Genomic DNA, 21,216 nt, shown 5'->3' with positions numbered 1-21,216 from the left:
GGCAGCACATGTCGGTCGAAGCCTCACATTCAATCTGGGAAATATCTTCGGTGGTTCAAGAGGCTAAAACACAGAAATCGACCTATTCGCGCTGGATGGTATAGACTGAATAACCACCGGTCTCGGCGACCTGAACGGCACCCAGATCATTCACCAAAGATTGGGCTGCCGCACTTCCCGTCGGGCAAGAAACCAGATCTGCCGTATGGTCCAGGAAATTGCCGGTAAACGCCGTTTCACCAGTAAGTTGACACCAATCATCCTCGGACCTGTAACCACCAACCAAACGCAAATCGTCATTGGTCGGCACAGGTGCAGCCCCTGTATCCGTCTCCTCGGGCGGCGTTTCATTACATGCGGCCAGTGCAATCAACGCGCCCAACAAAACCAGCTTTTTCATTTGTCGCCCCTTATTTTGAATTCGAGTTTTCAATACAGAGCACGATAACACGATTTGAAGCTGCCTGCGCGGCTTAGCAGATGGACAGAGCGGCCCGAAGCCGCTAGGACGCAGACGTTTGCCAAAAAGGAGCGCCCCCCATGTCTGATGACCGCCTGATCGTAGCCCTTGATGTTCCCAACGCTCTGCAAGGGTTGGCCATGGCAGAACGTTTGGGGGACAGTGTTTCTTTCTATAAGATCGGGCTGGGTATGCTGACCGGTGGCGGGCTGGCATTGGCCAACGAACTGAAACAAGATCACGGCAAGCGCATCTTCCTGGACATGAAGTTGTTCGACATTGGCAATACAGTTGAGAATGCCGTGCGGGGATTGGCGCAATTCGATCTGGATTTTCTGACCGTGCATGGTGACCCTCATGTGGTGCGCGCCGCCAAAGAAGGTGCTGCGGGTAAAGACCTGAAGATCCTCGCCGTAACCATCCTGACCTCGCTGAACCGCGACGATCTGGACGCAAGTCTTTTGAAACCTGGTGATGTGCAGGATTTGGTTGTCGAACGCGCGGCCAAGGCCTTTGAAGCCGGGGCTGATGGCGTTATCGCCAGCCCGCAAGAGGCCGCCCTGATCCGGGCTCTGCCACAGGCTGAAGGGCGTCTGATCGTAACCCCTGGTGTGCGCCCGGCTGGCGCAGCGCTTGGTGACCAGAAACGTGTAGCATCCCCTGCAAGCGCTATTCAGGATGGCGCTGATCATATCGTTGTCGGCCGCCCGATTTATCAGGCAATAGACCCAAAAGCCGCTGCTGAGACCGTTCTTTCCGAACTAAATTCTCTCAAGGTGTGCTAAGACCACTTGGCCTTTTCAGGTGGGTTTTGCGTTGGGTTTTCCGCGCAACAAGTTGACCTTAGGTCACTTTTTGACAAAACCGCGCCAAATCGTCTCTGTGCCAGAAAACACACATTCAAAACCCGAGTTTTCTCGGCACAACCTTCATCCTATCGAAACCAAGGATTTTCAGAGATTCTGAAGGGGAAATACTCCCCAACGAACCGCTTCTTCCTGAGGTTCGTTACTTCCCCCCGCGATGTGCGGGGGGTCTTCTTTCCAAATCACCCCATGTCAGCAGGGCCTTTGATCCAGGATCACAGGTGATATAAAGAACGTCCAAGCCAACTGCGGAACGCATGAGGACGCAGATGCCCGGTCTTTGCCGAGATTGCCTGACCACATTGTCAAACGAACAACGCTGTACTGCCTGTGGCAGTCCGCGGGTAAAGACACACCCGGAACTGTTTGACTTGTCGATTGCCCATATGGATTGTGACGCCTTCTATGCCTCGGTTGAAAAACGTGACAACCCGGAACTGGCGGACAAACCGGTTATCATTGGCGGCGGCAAGCGCGGCGTTGTTTCAACTGCCTGCTACGTTGCCCGTATTCGCGGCGTCCGGTCGGCTATGCCCATGTTCAAGGCCCTGCAACTCTGCCCCGAAGCCGTCGTGATCAAGCCCCGCATGTCCGTCTACGCTGAGGTGTCGCGCGACATCCGCGCGATGATGGATGAATTGACACCCGTGGTCGAACCCCTGTCGCTGGACGAAGCCTTCATGGACCTGTCGGGAACCGAACGTCTGCATGGCGCGCCGCCGGCCGTCATGCTGGCGCGTCTGGTCAAGCGCATGAAGGATGAAATCGGTGTCACCGGCTCTATCGGATTAAGTCACAACAAATTTTTGGCCAAGGTCGCTTCGGATCTCGACAAACCGCGCGGATTTTCAGTGATTGGCAAGGCGGAAACGGCAGAGTTTCTGAATGACAAACCCGTACGGTTGATCTGGGGCATTGGCCCGGCTGCGCAAGAAGCGCTGGACAAGGCAGGGATCAGAACTTTCAGTGATTTGCTGCGTTGGGATCAGGAAGCGCTGACCGCGCGGTTCGGCTCAATGGGATATCGCCTGTGGCACTTGGCTCGGGGTCAGGACAAGCGACGCGTATCGGCGCATGAGCCGATGAAATCCATCAGCAACGAGACGACATTTTTCGAAGATACGTCGAGCCTTGATATTCTGGACGGTCATTTGTGGCGGATGGCCTTGAAAGTGTCGGACCGCGCCAAGGCAAAGGATCTGGCTGGTCGGGTTGTCACGTTGAAACTGAAGAAAGCCAATCACAAGATCCTGACGCGGCGCGTAGCCTTGCGGGATGCGACACAGATTGCCGACCGGATTTACCGCACGGCCCGGGGCCTGTTCGATCAGGTTGGCGATCAGGGGCCATATCGATTGTTGGGCTGTGGTTTGTCCGACCTTTGCCCGGCTGATCAGGCGGATATTTCCGGCGACTTGCTGGATCCGGATGCTGCCCGCAGATCCAAGGCCGAACGGGCCACGGACGAGATTCGCCAGCGGTTCGGGGCCGAAGCAATCATGAAGGGCCGTGCGCTGCGCTGAAGCTACTCCGCCGCCAGACGCTCTGGGCTCGCACCCAGGCTGGAAATCTCGCGAACCACCTGCCTGAGCAGCTTCGAGAACGCCATGAAATTGGCATTGGGCGCGATTTTTTCTTCGTCCATGTACAAAGCGCGATCGATCTCGATCTGTACAGCGTGCTGCTGGCGACCGGGACGACCATAGGTTTGCGTCACATATGCTCCGGCAAAAGGCGCATTGCGTGCCACGTTGAGACCCGCTGCCGCGAAAGCGGCTTCAATGATATCGACGACCTCTGACGACGCGGACGCGCCAAACCGGTCGCCCAGCACGATCTCGGGCCGCCTTCCGCGCGCAGTGCCCGCCATGGCCACCGCCTCGTGCGGCATCGAGTGGCAGTCCACCAGAATTGCCTGTCCGAACATCTCGTGTGATTCGGCCAGCAGGGATTTCAACCGCGCATGATAAGGGCGCCAATAGGTGTCGATGCGCAGCCGCGCTTCGTCCATGGTAAGTTTGCCGCGATAGATTGCCCGACCGTTGGCAACTACGCGGGGAATCACCCCCAGCCCTGACGCGACCCTTGGATTATGCCCGTGCCTGCGGGCACCGCTGATCAAGGCCGGGTCAAGCTCATCCAGACTGCGGTTCAAATCCAGATAGGCGCGTGGCATGGCCGCCTTGATCAAAGGGGCACCGTTTTCCGCAGCCGGCGCGAACAACTGATCAACAAAGGCGTCTTCTGAGGATCGAATCACGCTCCGGTTCAACACGGACCGGTTCAGAAATGCCTCAGGATACTCCCGCCCGCTGTGTGGCGATGAAAAAACCACGCACGAGGTGCGGTTTTCGGGCATATCCAATACATAGGCTGCGCTTTGCATGATCCCTCCGTGTTCGTAATCAACATAGACCGGAAAAATTGTTCTTCCAAACCCCTTGAACCCTTTTGCGACTCCTTTTATAGACCCCGCTACCGGCGCGGGGATCCGCGCCCCATTTCGTTATGGGGCAAGGCACGCAAAGGGAAAGTGGGCGGTTAGCTCAGCGGTAGAGCACTTCGTTGACATCGAAGGGGTCACAAGTTCGATCCTTGTACCGCCCACCATCGTTTCACTGTTCCGGTTTTCCGGGGCACCCGAGTAACCCAGGCGCTGGCCACGTCCTTGATGAAGGCGCCGCAGATTGGAGACAGACCATGAAGGTCAAGAACTCGCTCCGCTCGCTCAAGAACCGGCACCGCGACTGCCGGATTGTGCGTCGCAAAGGCCGCGTCTACGTGATCAACAAGACGCAGCGCAAGTTCAAAGCTCGTCAGGGCTAAGAACGGCACATCACTGCTTAAAGAAACCGCACCTTCGAGTGCGGTTTTTTTTGTTCCACCCGCGCCTAAAATGTAATCCCTGCATGGATCAGAATGCCAACGACCATAAGAAAGTTCAGAACCATCGAAATCCCGTTGCCGACATAGATTGGAAGCTTTCCAACAACCAAGCCGTAAGCAAACCAAAGCAGGGACAAGGCGGTATATAGCGACCAAGACAACAAGGATTGTCCCGAGGCATGGTGCGAATGCGTCAAATACAGCTTCACGAGCTGTGGCAGTGTGGCAAAAGGACCAACCACGCCAACAAAAACCATGAACCCTTCAAAGCGCGACATCCAATGGCCAAGGTTAGATTTCTCCAATTTTTCAGCCAGTGTTTCGGGCATATCTCACGTTCTTCCTTTAAGTGAATAAGACGGCATGTTCTTTTTCTCGGACAATCTGTCTTGCCAAAATATCCGCTAGAAGCGCTTGGACCAAGTCCCTCGACCACGTTACCACCAACCTTCCCCCCTCGTATGCCTTCAGAGCATCGCATATTGAACGTCACAGCGACCTTTTGACCAAGTAAATCAGTCGGATTTACTTGCATCCCGCCCAGAATCGTATAATTGAGAAAATCAGTCGGATTAATGACCGACCCGAAATTCAATTGTTGAGGCACACAATGCTGAAATCCACGACCTGCCTGGCCGCCGCACTGTCGGCTCTGATCGCAACCTCTGCCGCCGCCGAGGGCGAACTGAACCTCTATTCGTCGCGCCACTATGACACCGACGAACGGCTGTATACCGACTTTGAAGACGCAACCGGCATCAAGATCAACAGGATCGAAGGCAAAGCGGATGAACTGATTGCCCGGATGGAAGCGGAAGGCGCGAACTCACCTGCCGACGTGATGCTGACCGTGGACACGTCGCGTCTGGCGCGGGCCAAGAATGCAGGTGTCCTGCAATCAATCGACAGCGCTACACTGGAAGAGCGCATTCCAGCCAATCTGCAGGACAGCGACAATCAGTGGTTTGGTTTCTCGCAACGCGGTCGGATCATCTTTTTCGACAAGGAAAACGTGACCAACCCGCCGGCCACCTACGCTGATCTGGCAAAACCGGAATACAAGGGAATGGTCTGTATCCGGTCTTCGACCAACACCTACAACCAGACCCTGCTGGCATCGATCATCACACATGAAGGCACTGAGGCCGCCAAGTCCTGGGCCGAGGGTGTTGTCGCCAACATGGCGCGTGACCCGCAGGGCGGTGACACCGACCAGTTGCGCGGCATCGTTTCGGGCGAGTGTGACATCGCGGTTTCGAACACCTACTATTTCGCGCGCTCCATTCGCACAGACGTCAAAGGCTTGTCCGCAGACCGCGATATGATCGGCTGGGTCTTCCCGAACCAGGACAGCTATGGCGCGCATATGAATCTATCCGGTGGTGGGGTCGCCGCGCATGCACCCAACAAGGAAAACGCGATCCTGTTCCTTGAATATCTGGCCAGCGATCAGGCGCAGAAATACTTCTCGGCGGGAAATGACGAGTTCCCGGCAGTTCCAAATGTCGAACTGGCCGAGTCGGTCAAGGCGCTGGGTGAATTCAAGGCAGACGACGTGAACCTTTCAGACGTTGCAAAGAACATCCCCGAAGCGCAGAAGATCTTTAACGAAGTTGGCTGGAAGTAATCCTTCTTGGCTCTGACTTCTTGAATAGGATGCGGATTGTCCGCATCCTTTTTCGTTGATATGTGATGTTTATTTGTATATTTTCTCGTATATGAGAAAATTTTTCAATATGATGTAATGCCTGACACCCTGTCAAACCGCCTCGCCAATCGCCTGAGCGAACTGCGCCGCGGGCGTGGTTGGTCTTTGGATTACCTTGCCGAACACAGCAGGATCAGCCGCGCCACCTTGTCCCGTATGGAAAAAGGGGATGTCAGCCCAACAGCCGACAATCTAGGCCGTCTGTGCGCTGTATACGATCTGCCGATCTCACGCCTGCTGATGATGGTTGAAGACAGCTTTGACCCCAAGGTTCCATTCGAACGCCAGACCGAGTGGCGCGACCCCGAAACCGGCTTCACCCGCCGTGCTGTTTCACCACTTGCAAATGGATTGAACGCCGAGGTTCTGGAATGCCACCTGCCCCGGGACACGGTCATTACCTACGAAGTGCCACCTAAATCGGGGCAAGAGCATCATCTGATCTTAATGGACGGCGCGCTTACTCTGACGGTTGATGGAACTCCCCACGCGCTGAACGCCGGGGATTGCCTGCGCTACCATCTGTCGGGACCGACCCGGTTTGAAACAGGGGCGTCGCGTGGCGCACGTTACCTGCTGGTGCTTATATGATCACGCGCCTGACCGAGAACGATTTTGACGCCGCGCTGGATGACCTGGCTGAAATCCTGCATGCCTGTGTTCATGATGGGGCCAGCATAGGTTTCATACTTCCGTTTACCCTGAACGATGCGCGTGCGTACTGGCAACAAAACGTACAGCCCAGTCTCAGGTCTGGTAAGCTGGACTTGTTCGTTTCGTATGACGGTCCCCGCATTGCAGGCACCGTTCAACTAATCCCGGCCGCAATGCCCAACCAACCCCACCGCGCCGACGTGGCGAAACTTCTGGTCCACCTCAACGCCAGACGGCGGGGATTAGGCCGATCCCTGATGAATGCGCTTGTTCTTCGGGCGCGAGAGGTGGGGCGCACGATGCTCGTACTTGATACGCGCAGCACCGATCCCTCGCGGCTGCTTTATCAAAGCCTCGGGTTTCAAATCGCGGGGGAAATACCGAATTACTGCCGGAACCCATTTGAACCAAAATTCGAGTCCACAACCTATATGTACAAAAACCTTGACGCTTGAAAAGACGCGGCCCCTGCTACTCGGCGGCGGTTACCTTTTCGGGAAACTTGTTCGGCAACAGCCCAAGGCGGCGCGCACAACGAACATCTGCCAGCAGGTTCCGTTCGGCGGCCTCAAACAACTCTTCAGGGTCATCCAGAACAAAATACCCCATCTGATGCATATCGATCCGGTAGGGTGTTCGTAGAATCGTCAGAACGTCAAACGGGTCACGATCGGGTATGTCGCTGGTCACGGCATAGACCAGTTCTGTCGGCGACGACGCCAACCCTGAACCCAACGCCTTGATCTGACCGTTCTGGCGGCGCAGGCCAAACTCGATCGAAAACCAGTAGAGCCTGATCAACCAGGCATAATCCGCGTCATCTGCCTGCTTTCCGGCTAGCCCGATGGCGTGGCTGAACGCGGCAAAACGTGGATCACTTAACAACGGTGTATGTCCGAATATCTCATGAAAGATATCCGGCTCTTCGATATAGTCGAAATCTTCCCGGGAGCGGATGAAAGAGGCGGCCGGAAAAACCCGATCCGCAAGCATCCCGAAAAATGTCTTGAACCCGATCAGCGCCGGAACCGGCTGCACCCGCCAGCCGGTCAGGTCCAGCAACCGTTTCGAAATTTCCGCACAAGATGGCACTTTGGTCTTCGGCAGGTCCAGCCGCACCAAACCGCTTAGGTATTCCGGTGCCATATAGCGCCGAACATTTTCTTCCTGTGCCGCGTAAAGATCAGCCCAGACCGCATTCTCTTCGTCTGTGTAGGTAATGTGGCCATGTTCATCCGCCAGTTTGGCGACATACTTCGTCGATTTGGGCATCAGCATCCTCCTGCATGAGATCAGGATACCTCAACTCACATGGAGAATTTGTTTTGATATTCTGAGTATCGCCCGTATTATGAACGAAACATTCCGAGATATTGCCATTTGCGGGTCAAATGCTTCACCCTGCCGACATTGATATTTTGCGAGAGCTTCAGGCCAGTGGACGCCTGTCTATGCAGGAACTGGCCGACCGGACCGGGTTGTCGACCTCGCAATGTTGGCGCCGCGTCCGTGACCTTGAATCGTCCGGGGTGGTTTCAGGGTATCGCGCGCAGGTTTCTGCCAAGGCTGTTGGCCTGAATGCCATTGCCTATGTCCACGTCGCGCTGAAGGACCATCAGGAGAACAGCATCTCGGCGTTTCTTCGTCTGGTCGAGACCGAGCCGCAAATCGTCGAGTGCGCCTCGATCACCGGGGATCACGACTTTATCCTGAAGGTTTACGCCAAAACCCCCGAGGATCTTGAAGTCTTTATCATGCAGCGCCTGTTGAAATCAGGGCTGGTCCGCGACACCCGCAGCAACTTTGTGCTTCGCCAGACCAAGACCCGCGGCCCTTTACCCATTCTTTGACAGGGTCCGACGAAACGGAACCTGAGCGGATGTGTCAGGTGCATAACCCATCCTTGCTAAGACGAGGTGTCGAAAGGCTGGGAGTGTCGTTCAATTGGAAAAGCCCGGCCACCGCTTATTGGCGACCGGGCCTACAAGTTACAAAACGTCTTCAGAAGTGAGCCGATTTCGCGGTCGCGGGCTTTTCCATCGGCGGCGCGAACTTGGTCAAGTCGATCCCCTTTACCGCCGACTTGTATTCCTCGGCGGTTGGGGTCCGGCCCAATATGGCCGAGAGTACGACAACCGGTGTCGACGCAAGCAGGGACTCACCCTTTTTCTCATCCGAGTCTTCAACAACACGACCCTGGAACAGGCGCGTGGATGTCGCCAGAACGGTATCGCCTTTTGCAGCCTTTTCTTGGTTCCCCATGCAAAGGTTACAGCCGGGCCGCTCAAGGTACAGGATATTTTCGTATTCCGTGCGTGCCTTGTTTTTCGGAAACAGATCGTCGAATTCAAAGCCCGAGTATTTCTGAAGAATGCTCCACTCGCCTTCTTCTTTCAGCTCATCGATGATGTTGTAGGTCGGTGCTGCGACAACCAGCGGGGCCTTGAATTCGACAGTGCCCTGTTCCTCTTCAAGGTTCTTAAGCATCTGCGAGACGATAATCAGATCGCCTTTGTGCACCATGCACGACCCGACAAAGCCCAGATCGACCTTCTTTTCACCCTTGTAGTAGGAAACCGGGCGGATAGTGTCGTGGGTGTAACGCTTTGATACGTCAGCGTTGTTCACATCCGGGTCGGCTATCATCGGTTCGTCGATCTCATCCAGATCAACGACGAGCTCGGCAAAATACTTGGCGTTTTCATCGGGTTTCAGGGCCGGCTTTTCACCCGACCTGATCTCCGCTATCCGCGCATTCGCCTTGTCGATCAGACCTTGCAGCGTCTGGGCTTCGTTTTCCATACCCTTGTCGATCATGATCTGGATGCGGCCTTTGGCGATTTCCAGAGATTCAATCAGCGTGTCATCTTCGGAAATACAGATCGACGCCTTGGCCTTCATCTCGGCCGTCCAGTCGGTAAAGGTAAACGCCTGATCCGCCAGCAAGGTGCCGATATGAACTTCGATGATCCGGCCCTGGAAGACATTGTCACCGAATGTCTTTAACATCTGCGACTGGGTGGCGTGAACCACATCGCGGAAATCCATATGGCCTGCCATCTGGCCTTTGAAGGTCACCTTAACCGATTCAGGGATCGGCATCGTGGCTTCACCGGTGGCCAGCGCCAGCGCAACGGTGCCCGAATCCGCGCCAAACGCTACGCCCTTGGACATGCGGGTGTGCGAGTCGCCGCCAATGATGATGGCCCAGTCGTCCACGGTGATGTCGTTCAGCACCTTGTGGATTACGTCTGTCATCGAATGGTAAACACCCTTGGGATCACGCGCAGTGATCAGGCCAAAGTTGTTCATGAATTTCATCAGTTTAGGAATGTTCGCCTGCGCCTTTGCGTCCCAAACCGACGCTGTGTGGCACCCGGACTGATATGCGCCATCAACGATGGGCGAGATCACGGTCGCCGCCATAGCTTCCAGCTCCTGCGCGGTCATCAGGCCAGTGGTGTCTTGCGACCCAACGATATTGACCTTAACCCGAGCATCCGAACCCGCGTGCAGAACCTTTCCGTCAGCCACGCCAACCGCGTTTTTGTTGAAGATCTTCTCGACAGCTGTCAGGCCCTGACCCTCGTGCGAGATTTCCTTGGACGGAGCAAATGCAGATTCCAGCGCAACGCCAAGGGTTTCTGCCGCAAATGTCTGCAGCTTCTTCCCAAAGACAATCGCGTAAGAGCCGCCAGCCTTGATGAATTCGACCTTTTGCGGCGTGAAGGACGACGATACATCGACAAGCTCTTTATCGCCTGCTTCGTTGTAAAGCTTCTTGTCCTTTGTGTTGATGGTCAGAACGGTTCCGGTTTCGACCGAGTATTTCTGTTCAAGGACAGGACTTTCGTCGTTGTTCAGAATCGGGTTGCCGTCGTCATCCAGCTTTTTGACCCAGTTCTTCAGGTCAATGCCGATACCTCCGGTCACGCCAACGGTGGTCAGAAAGATCGGTGAGATTCCGTTTGTTCCCGCGACAACTGGTGCGATGTTCACAAAGGGAACATAAGGGCTGGCTTGCGTTCCGGTCCACAAGGCGACGTTGTTGACGCCGGACATGCGCGACGACCCGACGCCCATGGTCCCTTTTTCGGCGACCAGCATGACACGTTTGTCCGGGTGTTGTTTCTGCAAATCCTGAATCTCGGCCTGTGCCGCCGGTGTGATCATGCATTTGCCATGCAGTTCCCGATCCGCACGAGAATGCGCCTGATTACCGGGCGACAGAAGGTCGGTGGAAATGTCTCCTTCGGCCGCGACATAGGTCACAACCTTGATTTCCTCTTCAATGTCAGGCAGCCGGGTAAAGAACTCGGCCTTGGCATAGCTTTCCAGAATGTCCTTTGCGATCGCGTTTCCGGCCTCAAAAGCAGACTTGAGGCGCTGGGTATCCGCATCGTACAGGAACACCTGCGTTTTCAGCACCTCTGCCGCCTGATTTGCGATCGACGCATCATCGCCCAGCGCCAGATCCAGCAGAACCTCGACCGAGGGGCCGCCTTTCATATGTGACAGCAGCTCGAACGCGAAGGCCTGCGAGATTTCTTCGACCGAGGCTTCACCCAATATGATCTCTTTCAGGAACTGTGCCTTTTCACCAGCTGCGCTGGTTGTCCCCGGCAGCGTGTTATAGATGAAATAGGTCAAAGACTCGGCGCGGTGAACGTTTTCAACATCCTTGATTTGCTCGATGATTTCCTGAAGCAGCACACCGTCTTCAATGGGTTTGGGGTGCAAACCTTGCTCTTTGCGCGTCTCAATCTCGTTCAGGTATTCTGTATATAGGCTCATGACGGTTCCGACCATTTAGCTGGTGCGCTGGCGGGTAACAAACCAGCGCCTTAATTTTGTATGCCGCGGTATACTAAATGCCTACAACTTGCAAGACACTCTCCTGCGACCCTGTGTCCTGATCGAGGATGTATTTGTCGAAATACTTGCCAGTCAGGCGTGATCTGTCTGTCGCGGCCAACAGGTTTTTGCACCCTGGCACGCTAGCTTCCAGATGCGGAAATCAGTTCCTTGGCCAGCGGCAAGGATGAGTAACCCAGCCGGGACGGCGTCAATCCCAATCGCACAATCACCATATCATGAGAGGGGAAAATACCGATGGACTGACCATCATGCCCCTGCAACCAGACGGCATCTTCAAAAGGTGGCAAATCTCCGGGTGCTTCCAGCCAAAGGTGGCCCTTGGCGTATTTGCCATCCGAAGCATCAACCGGCTCGAACATCCAGTTCACATAACCTTCTGGTAATATCCGAGAGCCCTTCCAAACCCCTTTTTGCAGCAAAAGCTGCCCGTACCGGGCCCAGTCACGCGCCGTCGCATACATATAACTGGACCCGATGAAGGTATCGCTGACATCCGTCTCGATAACCGCCGATGTCATGCCAATCGGCGCAAATAGCGCGTTGTGCGGATAGCTCAGCCCACCGTCGCCCAACTTGTCCTGCCAAACCCGAGACAGCATCGTGGACGTGCCCGAGGAATAGTTGAAGTCCGTTCCAATACTGGATTCAGCAACGCGCCCGGCAGCAAATTCGGCCATACCGTCACGAAGATACAGCATGCGTGTTACGTCTGAAACGTCGCCGTATTCTTCATCCCATTGCAGCCCGCTTGTCATCGCCAGCATATCAGCCACGGTAATGTTGCGCCTTGCGTCGTCGGCCCAATCGGGAAAGCTGTCGACAAACGTATCTGACAATCTCATTTGACCCGCTTCAATCAAGGTGCCGATCAATCCGGCCGTAACTGTCTTGGTCATGGACCAGCCCAGTAACGGGGTATCCGCATCAAACCCAGCTGCGTACCGTTCAGCAATGATGCGCCCGTTTCGAACCACCACAACTGCGCGAAATCCTTCGCCCACCAAACTGTCATTCGACAGTACAATCTGAAGCTTCGGGTCTTGGGACAAGGCAACGTCATTCCCGTTTGGCCATAGTCCTGCTGGCAGCGGATCAGGCGCGGAAAGTGTCTGGTTGCTCAGATCAGCCTCATGAACATTTGTGCAGCCAAGCCCCTGACGAAACTGCGATCTCGCGGGTGCAAAAAACCGGAAGATCCGCGCTTTCACAGTCTGCGCTTCCCGATCCACCTCTATTGAGATTTGCCCCAGCAGAGGGTGGCCGGGTGCTTGCACGTCCACAGCCAGAACTTCGTCAGGATCCCGTCCAGCAATGAAAACGTTCGAACAGACAATCTTGGCAGAGTAGTTGGTTCCCACCTTCAAAAGATCCGGGGGTGCGAACCAAAGGTAGCCAATCAAAGCTACCCCGCCCAGAACCACCGCACTGCCGGTCATTTTTAGTACTTTGCTGAACATCCGCCGCAACCATTCCTGCCGCTACCTCGCCCGGCAAAGGTTAGAAGCAACCGAGCAGGCTTTACCACAGTTTCGTTACGTCGACTGATAGGTCAGAGCCCGCACGCTGAAGCATGGCCAGTGCCATCCAAGATGCACATCGCTCGATCAGCAATTGCACAGATCGACTTCAGCCCCAAACAGGTAGCACGTTGGTCTTTACACCGTCAGAAATCCAGATTCTCGACGCTCAAAGCGTTTTTCTGGATAAATTCCCGACGAGGTTCGACAACATCACCCATTAGCTTGGTGAACAGATCGTCGGCTTCCACCATATCGTCTACGCGCACCTGAAGCAGCGTGCGTGCATCCGGGTCCAAAGTTGTTTCCCAAAGCTGGTCGGGGTTCATCTCTCCCAGACCTTTGTAGCGCTGCAGGGACAGGCCCTTTTCCCCTTCTTCCAGAATGGCGCGCAACAGGTCCAGCGGACCGTGGATCAATTGGCTACGATCACGGCGGATCAACGTGGCCGATGTGTTGTAGACCTCTTGCAGGCTTTGCGTGAAGCTGCCTGTTTTGCGGGCCTCCCCCGACCGCAGCATCGGGCCGTCCAAGGTGCGAACCTCTTCGACACCACGCAGAATGCGGGCCAGGCGAATTCCGTGATCCTGCGTGATCCGGCCCTGCCAGCCACGCTCATACTCCAACGCGATCAGATCAAGACGGGCGGCAACCTTGTCAGCCACCCCTTGCAGGTCGGCGTCCACCGCACCCGGCACAAAGGCACCGGCAACGGCTGCCTGTTCCAGAATGTGGCGCGGGTAGTGCGTCGGGAAGGCGTCCAGAACGCGTTTCAACTGGCGCGCTTCGTCCACCACTCGGGCCAGGTCCTGCCCGGTGATCTCTTCACCCGAACCCAGTTTCAGCACGGCGCCCTCGATCCCCTGATTGACGAGATAATCGTCCAGTGCCGCCTGATCTTTCAGATAAACCTCTGATTTACCGCGCGAAACCTTATAAAGCGGCGGTTGCGCAATATAGAGATACCCACCTTCGATCAGTTCAGGCATTTGCCGGTAGAAGAACGTCAGCAACAGGGTCCGGATGTGCGCACCGTCCACATCCGCGTCAGTCATGATGACAATCTTGTGGTAACGCAGCTTTTCGATGTTGAACTCATCGCGGCCAATACCCGTGCCCAGCGCCATGACAAGATTGCCAATCTCTTGCGAGGACAACATCCGGTCAAACCGCGCGCGTTCCACGTTCAGAATCTTACCGCGCAGCGGCAGAACCGCCTGAGTCAGCCGGTCACGGCCCGTTTGCGCCGACCCTCCGGCTGAATCCCCCTCAACAAGGAAGACTTCGGTTTTGGAGGGGTCTTTTTCGGAACAATCCTTCAGCTTGCCCGCCAGATAGTTCACATCCATCGCCGTTTTGCGGCGGGTCAGTTCACGCGCCTTTCGCGCGGCCTCGCGTGCCAGCGCGGCCTCGATGATCTTGCCGACGATCGCCTTGGCCTCGGTCGGGTTTTCTTCAAACCACTCGGCAAGTTTTTCGTTCATCAGACCTTCGACCGCCGGACGAACCTCGGAACTGACCAGCTTGTCTTTCGTCTGTGACGAGAATTTCGGATCAGGCACTTTGACTGACAGCACACAGGTCAGACCTTCGCGCGCGTCATCACCGGTAAAGCTGACCTTTTCCTTTTTCGCGATCCCGCTGGACTGCGCGTAGTTGTTGATCGTCCGGGTCAGGGCACCTCGGAAACCCGCCACATGGGTACCGCCATCGCGCTGAGGTATATTGTTGGTAAAGGGCAGGACAGATTCGTGATAGCTGTCATTCCACCACATTGCGATTTCCACGCCGATATCGTCGCGCTCGCCCTTGATATAGATCGGCTCGGACATGGCGGGGGTTTTGGACCGGTCGAGGTACTTGACGAATTCCTTGACCCCACCTTCATAGAACAACTCGGTTTCCAGCCGCTCCGCCGGACGCTCGTCAATCAGGATGATCCGCACGCCCGAATTCAGGAAAGCCAGTTCGCGCAGGCGTTTTTCCAATGTCTCGAATGAGTATTCGAGGTTCGAGAATGTATCGGTCGAAGCCAGAAACCGCACTTCTGTTCCTGTCCGGTCTCCGCATTCACCGACAACCTTCAGGTGCTCAGCGGTTTCGCCACCTTCAAACCGCGCGACATGCTCTTTGCCATTGCGCCAGACACGCAGTTCCAACCAATCCGAAAGCGCGTTCACCACGGAAACACCCACACCGTGCAGGCCGCCTGACACCTTGTACGAGTTGCTGTCGAATTTTCCGCCGGCATGCAGTTGGGTCATGATGACCTCGGCCGCCGACACGCCTTCTTCCGGGTGGATGTCCACCGGAATACCACGCCCATTGTCGCTGACCGAAACACTGGAATCGGCGTGAATTTTCACCGTCACATGGTCAGCATGACCCGCCAGAGCCTCGTCAATCCCGTTGTCGACAACCTCATACACCATATGGTGCAGACCCGAGCCATCATCCGTGTCCCCGATATACATGCCGGGGCGTTTGCGAACTGCCTCCAAGCCTTTGAGAACCTTGATAGAATCTGCGCCGTATTCTTGAGGGGCCTGTGCGTCTTCGGACATTCAGTCAGTACCTATATTATTTTGGTAACTTATACGTTTTCTGGTAGGGATTGTCACGCCATCCCCCAATATTTTGTGGTTTTCCGGATCGTTTTTTGCCGCCCCGAGAGGGGCTCACAAACGATCGATATCAGACGCGATATCCGCTGCAATTTGCGCCGCATCAACGTCTGTGCGTTCAGCGGACAAGCGCAGCCCCAGAATGTCTGACTGATACCTGGCCGCCAAACGATCCGGATCATGTCCCGCCCCGATTTCACCGGCATCCTGAGCCCTGCGAAACAGATCAGCGAAACAGCCTTTCATTTCCGCCATGTGATGCGCCGCCTGATCCGCAAGGTCATGATCCTTCGCCTTCAACTCGGCATATGTCTTTGCCAACATGCAGGCCTTTGCCGGGGTCTCGACCGCTTCGATCACCAATCGGGGCTGCGCTTTCAGCGCCTCCTTCGGACCCAGTCTCTCTGCCAGGGCCTTTAAGCGCGCCACACCTTCTTGCGTATAACTCTCCAGCGTCAGCGCATAGAGCGCATTTTTCGACCCGAACGCCGCATAAAAACTGCCAGGCTTCAGCTTCAGTTCCCGCTCCAGATCCTTCAGCGATGTACCAGCCCAGCCCTGACGCCAGAAGATATCCTTCGCCTTCGCGATCAACACGTCACGATCGTATGCGGGTTTGCGGGGCATCAGCATTACCAATTTTTGAACGTTCACTCAAGTATATACTTGAGCGTTCACTCAAGAAACCCTAAATACGACCCATCGCGCCAGAAACAGGAGTTCCGACATGGCCAATTTCCCGTCTCACGACCTCGAAACCGCGCCTGAAGCGTCCAAACCGCTGCTGCAAAAGTCTCAGGCCGCTTTTGGTCGCTTGCCCGGCCTGCATAAGGTCATGGCCGAAAGCCCTCAGCATCTGGAAGGCTATCAGGTTCTGCACGGCCTGTTCCTGCAAACTGATTTCGACAATGATGAGAAAACCGTCGTCTGGCAGACCATCAATGTGGAAAACGAATGCCACTACTGCGTGCCCGCCCACACCGGGATCGCCAAGATGATGAAGATCTCGGACGAGATATCGGACGCCCTGCGTAACGAAACTCCGTTGCCTTCAGCCAAACTCGAAGCACTGCGCACCTTCACCCTGCAAGTGATGGAAACCCGCGGCAACCCGACCGAAGACCAGCTTCAGGCGTTCTTTGACGCGGGCTATTCACACCGCGCGGTTCTGGATGTCGTGCTGGGTCTGGCCCAGAAAACCATGTCGAACTACGTCAACCACATGGCCAAAACCCCGGTGGACGAGGTTATGCGCGGCTTTCTGTGGGAACGCTAAGTCAGCGAACCGGCCTAAGCGGTCACGACCGAGCCCTGATCGCTGTCGGTAACGATCAGCGTCTGGGCCCGGTCGCCCATTTCCGCAAACAGCTCAGGCCCGGTACCCGTCATCCAGGCCTGAGCGCCCAGCGCGCAAATCTCGTCATAAAGCGCTGCACGCCGCCCAGCATCCAGATGCGCGGCCACCTCATCCAGCAGAACGATCGGAGGTGCGCCCAGCATCGCCGCCAGCGCCCGCGCATTGGACAGGATCAGCGACACCAAGAGCGCTTTCTGCTCACCAGTGGAACACTCCCGTGCCGGCACGCCCTTGGCCGCGAACACACCGTACAGGTCGGACCGATGCGGCCCCACCAGGGTTCGGCCCGCTGCCAGATCCCTGAACCGGCTCTCGCTCAACGCGTCTCGCAAATCTTCCGCTGTCTCGGGCATTGCGCCTTCGGTTTGCACCAACTCCAGTTCGGCCGAAGGAAAGACCGTTTCCGCCCGGTCCTGCGCCGCCCGTAGAAGATCCAGCGACCTCAACCGCGCGGTATGGATGCGGTGCCCCGTCTCGGCCAACTGCCCTTCAAGCGCGGCGTACCAATGCGCGTCCCTGATCTGCTCTTTCAGCAGACGGTTACGTTCGCGCATCGCTTTTTCATAAATCAGCGATGTTTCGGCGTGGGCCGGGTCAAAACTCAGCGCGATACGGTCCAGAAACCGACGGCGTCCCTCAGCCCCTTCAATCCACAGTCGGTCCATGGACGGGGTCAGCCAGACAACCCGCGCAAGTTTCCCCAGATCGATCTGGGTCGCCGACTTGCCATCAATTCTCACCTGTCGCGCTGCGCCGCCCTCGGACCAGGTTTCAATTTCAAACCGCTGCCCCTGAGCGTCCAGCAACCCGGACAGTTTCCAACCCAACGCCTCGGGCCGACGGGTCATCACGGCCGCGCTCGCCCGCCGCATCCCGCGACCGGGCGAAAACAACGACACCGCTTCAAGAATATTGGTCTTCCCGGCCCCGTTCGGCCCGTGAATGGCAACCGGCCGGCCGTCCAGAGTCAACCGCGCCAGCTTATGAGATCGAAAATGCGAGACCGTTAGCTCGGTCAGGGCCAATCCCATGACCCCTCCCTTCATCTTTTCAAAAATACTCCCGCCGGAGGCATCGCGCGTCCGCGCGATCAGACGCGCATCGGCATGACGACGTATACAGCGCTCAGGTCGTTGCCTTCACGCATCAATGTCGGGTCACCAGCCGAGTTGAACAGGAAAACTGCATTCTCACGATCCACCTGAGACGCAATCTCCAACAGGTATTTGGCGTTGAAACCGATCTCCAACCGCTCATCCCCGTAAGCGACGGCCAATTCCTCCTCGGCCGCGCCGCTGTCAGGAGCATTCACCGACAAGATCAGCTTGTCGCCTTCCAATTGCAACTTCACTGCCCGCGACCGTTCCGACGAAACAGTCGCCACGCGATCTACGGCCTGCGCGAATTCAGCAGCATCCACTTCAAGCTTGCGGGTATTTCCTTGTGGGATAACACGTGTGTAGTCGGGGAAGGTGCCGTCAATAACCTTCGACGTCAGCGTGATATCCGGCGTGGCAAAGCGTACCTTGGTTTCACTGACCGAAACGGCGATATCCATCTCGTCGTCATCCAACAGCTTGCGCAACTCGCCCACTGTTTTGCGAGGCACGATCACGCCCGGCATATCCGCCGCGCCATCCGGCAAATCTGCGTCAATTCTCGCTAGCCGGTGGCCATCGGTGGCCACACAACGCAACACTTTTCCACCCTCGGACCCATCCGCCACATGCATGTACACACCGTTCAGATAGTACCGGGTCTCTTCGGTCGAGATGGCGAATTTGGACTTGTCGAACAACCGGCGCAGCAATGCTGCCGACGCGCTGAAATTCGATTGATATTCCGAGGACGCCATCACCGGAAAATCTTCTTTTGGCAGTGTCGCCAGCGAAAAATTCGACCGACCCGCTTCAACTGTCAGCCGTCCTGCGGCGCTGTCAGCAGTCAATGTCACCAGCGCACCGTCCGGCAGTTTGCGCACAATCTCATGCAGGGTTGTTGCCGCGACGGTCGTCGCGCCCGCCTTTTCGACCTGTGCGGGTGCCTTATCGACCACTTCGATATCCAGATCGGTGGCACGGAACTGGACCTGATCGCCTTCGGCCTCGATCAGGACATTGGCAAGTATAGGAATGGTATTGCGACGTTCTACAACGGACTGGGCCTGCGAAACGGCTTTAAGAAGGGTGCCGCGTTCAATGCTGATCTTCATACCCTCAATTCCTCTGACTTGCGTACCGACATGGGCGGGACTGGCACGTTAGCGGTTCCACCCCGAGGCACAAGGATTTTTTACGGATTTCTGGGTTGGAATGCACCAACCGTCAAGTGCGGCGTGCCCCACACGCCTCAGTTCTGGTGCAACCGTGGATTCTTACGCACAAAAAACGCCCCGGCACAGAAGTCCGGAGCGTTCCTTAGCACTACTGGCCCGGTTCAGGCTTCGAGAGAACGGCGCAGCATTTCCACGTCTTCAGCGATCTGACCATCGGTCAGTTTCAGCTCTTCAATGCGCTTGACGCCATGCATGACCGTGGTGTGGTCGCGCCCGCCGAACCGACGACCGATCTCTGGCAGCGACCGGCTGGTCAGCTGCTTGCACAGATACATCGCCACCTGACGGGGGCGCGCGTAGGATCGCAGGCGCTTGGGACCGATGATATCGGACATGCGGATGTTGTAGTATTCGGATACTTTCCGCTGAATCTCCTCAACCGTGATCTTACGCTCGGATGCGCGCAGGACATCTGCCAGACAATCCTGCGTCAACTCCATGTCGATCTCGCGTCCAACCAACGAGGCAAAGGCAAACAGACGTGTCAGAGCACCTTCCAGCACGCGGACATTGGTCGAGATACGATGAGCCAAAAATTCAAGGACGCCATCTGCAATCGTCAGGTCGGGATAGGAACTGCTATATTGCTGGACCTTGTTCTGAAGAATGCCCAGACGCAATTCATAGTCGGTCGGATGCAGGTCAACGACCAGACCACATTGAAGGCGGGACTTTACACGATCTTCCAGATCCTTGATTTCGCCCGGGGCGCGGTCGGCCGAGATGATGATCTGCTTGTTCTGATCCACCAGCGCATTGAACGTATGAAAAAACTCTTCCTGAGTAGAATCCTTTCCGGCAATGAACTGTACGTCATCGACCATCAGCACATCGACCGAACGGAACAAATGTTTGAAATCCATCATCCGGCGTTCCCGCAGAGCCTGCACGAAGCGATACATGAACTGTTCGGCTGACAGGTACAGGACATTCAGTTCCGGATGCTTGGTTTTCAGCTCCCAGGCAATTGCGTGCATCAGGTGGGTCTTACCCAGACCCACTCCACCATACAGAACAAGCGGGTTGAATGTTACCGGGCCGCCTTCGGACACACGGCGCGCGGCAGCATGGGCCAGCTCGTTGGGTTTACCCACCACAAAACTATCAAAGGTGAAACGCGAATCCAGCGGTGCGGCCTGCAACGACTCCAAAGCGTTCTGCGCACTATCCGTCGCCGCTAAGGGTACCGGCTCTGGCTGAGTTTCGGTGACCACCTTGGCTGCGGGCTTGGGACGCGCGGGCGAGTTGGCAGCAACACGGAAGTCCAGACGCTGAACGGTTTCCCCAGCCGTATTCAGCTCGTACAAGATGAGGTCCGCAAAATTCTGGCTGACGTAGTTCCCCATAAAGTTCGTTGGCACGGAAAAAACCGCCACACCATCCTGCAGCTCTTTAAATTCCAGAGGCTCGATCCATGTGGTGAAATTATTCCGACCGACAGCCTTCAGCAATTTGTTACGCAGTAGTCCCCATTTCTCTTGTGTCATTCAGCGCCTCACGCATCCCATTCTTATTGGCCTGTCGGCCTTATCATACGAAGCCGGTTGCCCGGTCTTGTATTCACACGCCCAAAGGGAACCTATCGCCAAACCCAATGGTTTGGCGGGATTGCCCCTGAAAGTTCGGTGCACCCGGATTTTCGACGCTCAACAATAAATGAGCGTCCCGAAACTCGGGCTGCACGTCACAATCTCAATTTTCAGACAGGGCCGAGAATCCCGGATAACCCGGACTTCGCGGCAAATCGGCAGCCCAGCTTGCGCCAGTCGTCGACGAATGTTTCCTGATCGATCTGATGCCCGTCAGTCCGATCGAGTAAACAGCCTGTCCCCCCAAGCGAGTGAATCGCTGACATCAGTGGTAGCAACTTGAAATGGGGCGCGGCAACGAAACTCTGATATTGACTCGGGTCTTTGGTCGAAAGAATCTCT

The 21,216-nt window shown here is 56.0% G+C and carries 19 protein-coding genes and 1 tRNA gene; 9 read left to right on the top strand and 11 right to left on the bottom strand.

All coding sequences use genetic code 11. The annotated features are described in order from the left end of the window. Positions 1-82: 82 nt before the first annotated feature. Positions 83-400 carry a hypothetical protein gene (locus tag ACR3E2_RS14560; RefSeq protein ID WP_209599181.1) on the bottom strand — a complete coding sequence of 106 codons (318 nt, stop codon included), beginning with the start codon at positions 398-400 and terminating at the stop codon, positions 83-85. A 140-nt stretch (positions 401-540) separates the two neighbouring features. Here ACR3E2_RS14560 and pyrF point away from each other — a divergent pair, with 140 nt between their 5' ends. After that, entirely contained in the window at positions 541-1,245 is a 705-nt protein-coding gene (gene pyrF, locus ACR3E2_RS14555; protein ID WP_480483957.1) for an orotidine-5'-phosphate decarboxylase, read from the top strand. A 350-nt stretch (positions 1,246-1,595) separates the two neighbouring features. Then, positions 1,596-2,849: a DNA polymerase IV gene (locus ACR3E2_RS14550; RefSeq protein WP_480483956.1), complete on the top strand. Its 1,254-nt coding sequence runs from the start codon at positions 1,596-1,598 to the stop codon at positions 2,847-2,849. 2 nt (positions 2,850-2,851) lie between these two features. Here ACR3E2_RS14550 and ACR3E2_RS14545 read toward each other — a convergent pair whose 3' ends face one another. Then, positions 2,852-3,712, bottom strand: a complete 861-nt coding sequence (locus ACR3E2_RS14545) for an N-formylglutamate amidohydrolase (RefSeq protein WP_267365028.1) — start codon at positions 3,710-3,712, stop codon at positions 2,852-2,854. A gap of 149 nt (positions 3,713-3,861) precedes the next feature. Here ACR3E2_RS14545 and ACR3E2_RS14540 point away from each other — a divergent pair. Then, positions 3,862-3,936: transfer RNA gene (locus ACR3E2_RS14540), tRNA-Val, on the top strand. A 90-nt stretch (positions 3,937-4,026) separates the two neighbouring features. Then, on the top strand, positions 4,027-4,152 hold the full coding sequence (ykgO, locus tag ACR3E2_RS14535) for a type B 50S ribosomal protein L36 (RefSeq protein WP_008755722.1): 126 nt from the start codon (positions 4,027-4,029) through the stop codon (positions 4,150-4,152). A 65-nt stretch (positions 4,153-4,217) separates the two neighbouring features. Here the strand turns inward: ykgO and ACR3E2_RS14530 are convergent, their stop codons facing one another. Then, complete coding sequence (locus ACR3E2_RS14530) at positions 4,218-4,541, bottom strand: SemiSWEET transporter (RefSeq protein WP_480474865.1); 324 nt, start codon at positions 4,539-4,541, stop codon at positions 4,218-4,220. Positions 4,542-4,822: 281 nt separating this feature from the next. Here ACR3E2_RS14530 and ACR3E2_RS14525 point away from each other — a divergent pair, with 281 nt between their 5' ends. From ACR3E2_RS14525 to ACR3E2_RS14515, 3 genes are all read left to right on the top strand, one after another. Then, positions 4,823-5,839: a Fe(3+) ABC transporter substrate-binding protein gene (locus tag ACR3E2_RS14525; protein WP_480483955.1), complete on the top strand. Its 1,017-nt coding sequence runs from the start codon at positions 4,823-4,825 to the stop codon at positions 5,837-5,839. Positions 5,840-5,956: 117 nt separating this feature from the next. Then, a complete protein-coding gene (locus tag ACR3E2_RS14520) occupies positions 5,957-6,511 on the top strand; it encodes a helix-turn-helix domain-containing protein (RefSeq protein WP_480483954.1) in 555 nt (184 codons plus the stop codon). Continuing rightward, positions 6,508-7,029, top strand: a complete 522-nt coding sequence (locus ACR3E2_RS14515; protein WP_480483953.1) for an N-acetyltransferase family protein — start codon at positions 6,508-6,510, stop codon at positions 7,027-7,029. The genes ACR3E2_RS14520 and ACR3E2_RS14515 overlap by 4 nt, the downstream gene beginning before the upstream one ends. 16 nt (positions 7,030-7,045) lie before the next feature. Here the strand turns inward: ACR3E2_RS14515 and ACR3E2_RS14510 are convergent, their stop codons facing one another. Beyond that, entirely contained in the window at positions 7,046-7,846 is an 801-nt protein-coding gene (locus ACR3E2_RS14510) for a phenylalanine 4-monooxygenase (RefSeq protein ID WP_480483952.1), read from the bottom strand. A 119-nt stretch (positions 7,847-7,965) separates the two neighbouring features. Between ACR3E2_RS14510 and ACR3E2_RS14505 the strand changes: the two genes are divergently transcribed. Beyond that, positions 7,966-8,424: an Lrp/AsnC family transcriptional regulator gene (locus ACR3E2_RS14505; RefSeq protein WP_480483951.1), complete on the top strand. Its 459-nt coding sequence runs from the start codon at positions 7,966-7,968 to the stop codon at positions 8,422-8,424. Between the two features lie 151 nt (positions 8,425-8,575). On the opposite strand, the gene ACR3E2_RS14500 is transcribed toward ACR3E2_RS14505, so the two are convergent. The 4 genes from ACR3E2_RS14500 to ACR3E2_RS14485 all read right to left on the bottom strand — a co-directional run bounded on the left by ACR3E2_RS14500 (position 8,576) and on the right by ACR3E2_RS14485 (position 16,220). Then, a complete protein-coding gene (locus tag ACR3E2_RS14500) occupies positions 8,576-11,368 on the bottom strand; it encodes a bifunctional aconitate hydratase 2/2-methylisocitrate dehydratase (protein ID WP_480483950.1) in 2,793 nt (930 codons plus the stop codon). A gap of 203 nt (positions 11,369-11,571) precedes the next feature. Next, on the bottom strand, positions 11,572-12,888 hold the full coding sequence (locus ACR3E2_RS14495; RefSeq protein WP_480483949.1) for a serine hydrolase domain-containing protein: 1,317 nt from the start codon (positions 12,886-12,888) through the stop codon (positions 11,572-11,574). A 227-nt stretch (positions 12,889-13,115) separates the two neighbouring features. Next, positions 13,116-15,533, bottom strand: a complete 2,418-nt coding sequence (gene gyrB, locus ACR3E2_RS14490) for a DNA topoisomerase (ATP-hydrolyzing) subunit B (protein ID WP_480483948.1) — start codon at positions 15,531-15,533, stop codon at positions 13,116-13,118. 114 nt (positions 15,534-15,647) lie between these two features. After that, a complete protein-coding gene (locus ACR3E2_RS14485; protein ID WP_480483947.1) occupies positions 15,648-16,220 on the bottom strand; it encodes a TetR/AcrR family transcriptional regulator in 573 nt (190 codons plus the stop codon). 100 nt (positions 16,221-16,320) lie between these two features. On the opposite strand from ACR3E2_RS14485, the gene ACR3E2_RS14480 reads away from it, so the two are divergent. After that, entirely contained in the window at positions 16,321-16,869 is a 549-nt protein-coding gene (locus tag ACR3E2_RS14480) for a carboxymuconolactone decarboxylase family protein (protein WP_480483946.1), read from the top strand. A gap of 14 nt (positions 16,870-16,883) precedes the next feature. Here ACR3E2_RS14480 and recF read toward each other — a convergent pair whose 3' ends face one another. The 3 genes from recF to dnaA form a co-directional block, all read right to left on the bottom strand. Further along, positions 16,884-17,981, bottom strand: coding sequence for a DNA replication/repair protein RecF (gene recF / locus ACR3E2_RS14475; protein WP_480483966.1), 1,098 nt, complete (start codon positions 17,979-17,981; stop codon positions 16,884-16,886). 59 nt (positions 17,982-18,040) lie between these two features. Next, on the bottom strand, positions 18,041-19,162 hold the full coding sequence (dnaN, locus tag ACR3E2_RS14470; RefSeq protein ID WP_480483945.1) for a DNA polymerase III subunit beta: 1,122 nt from the start codon (positions 19,160-19,162) through the stop codon (positions 18,041-18,043). Positions 19,163-19,386: 224 nt separating this feature from the next. Next, the gene (gene dnaA, locus ACR3E2_RS14465; protein ID WP_480483944.1) at positions 19,387-20,772 is read right to left on the bottom strand and encodes a chromosomal replication initiator protein DnaA; all 1,386 of its coding nucleotides are present in this window, start codon (positions 20,770-20,772) and stop codon (positions 19,387-19,389) included. Positions 20,773-21,216 lie beyond the last annotated feature (444 nt).

The organism is Ruegeria sp. AL7 (assembly GCF_056536105.1).
This window is presented reverse-complemented; position numbering and strand designations above follow the sequence as displayed.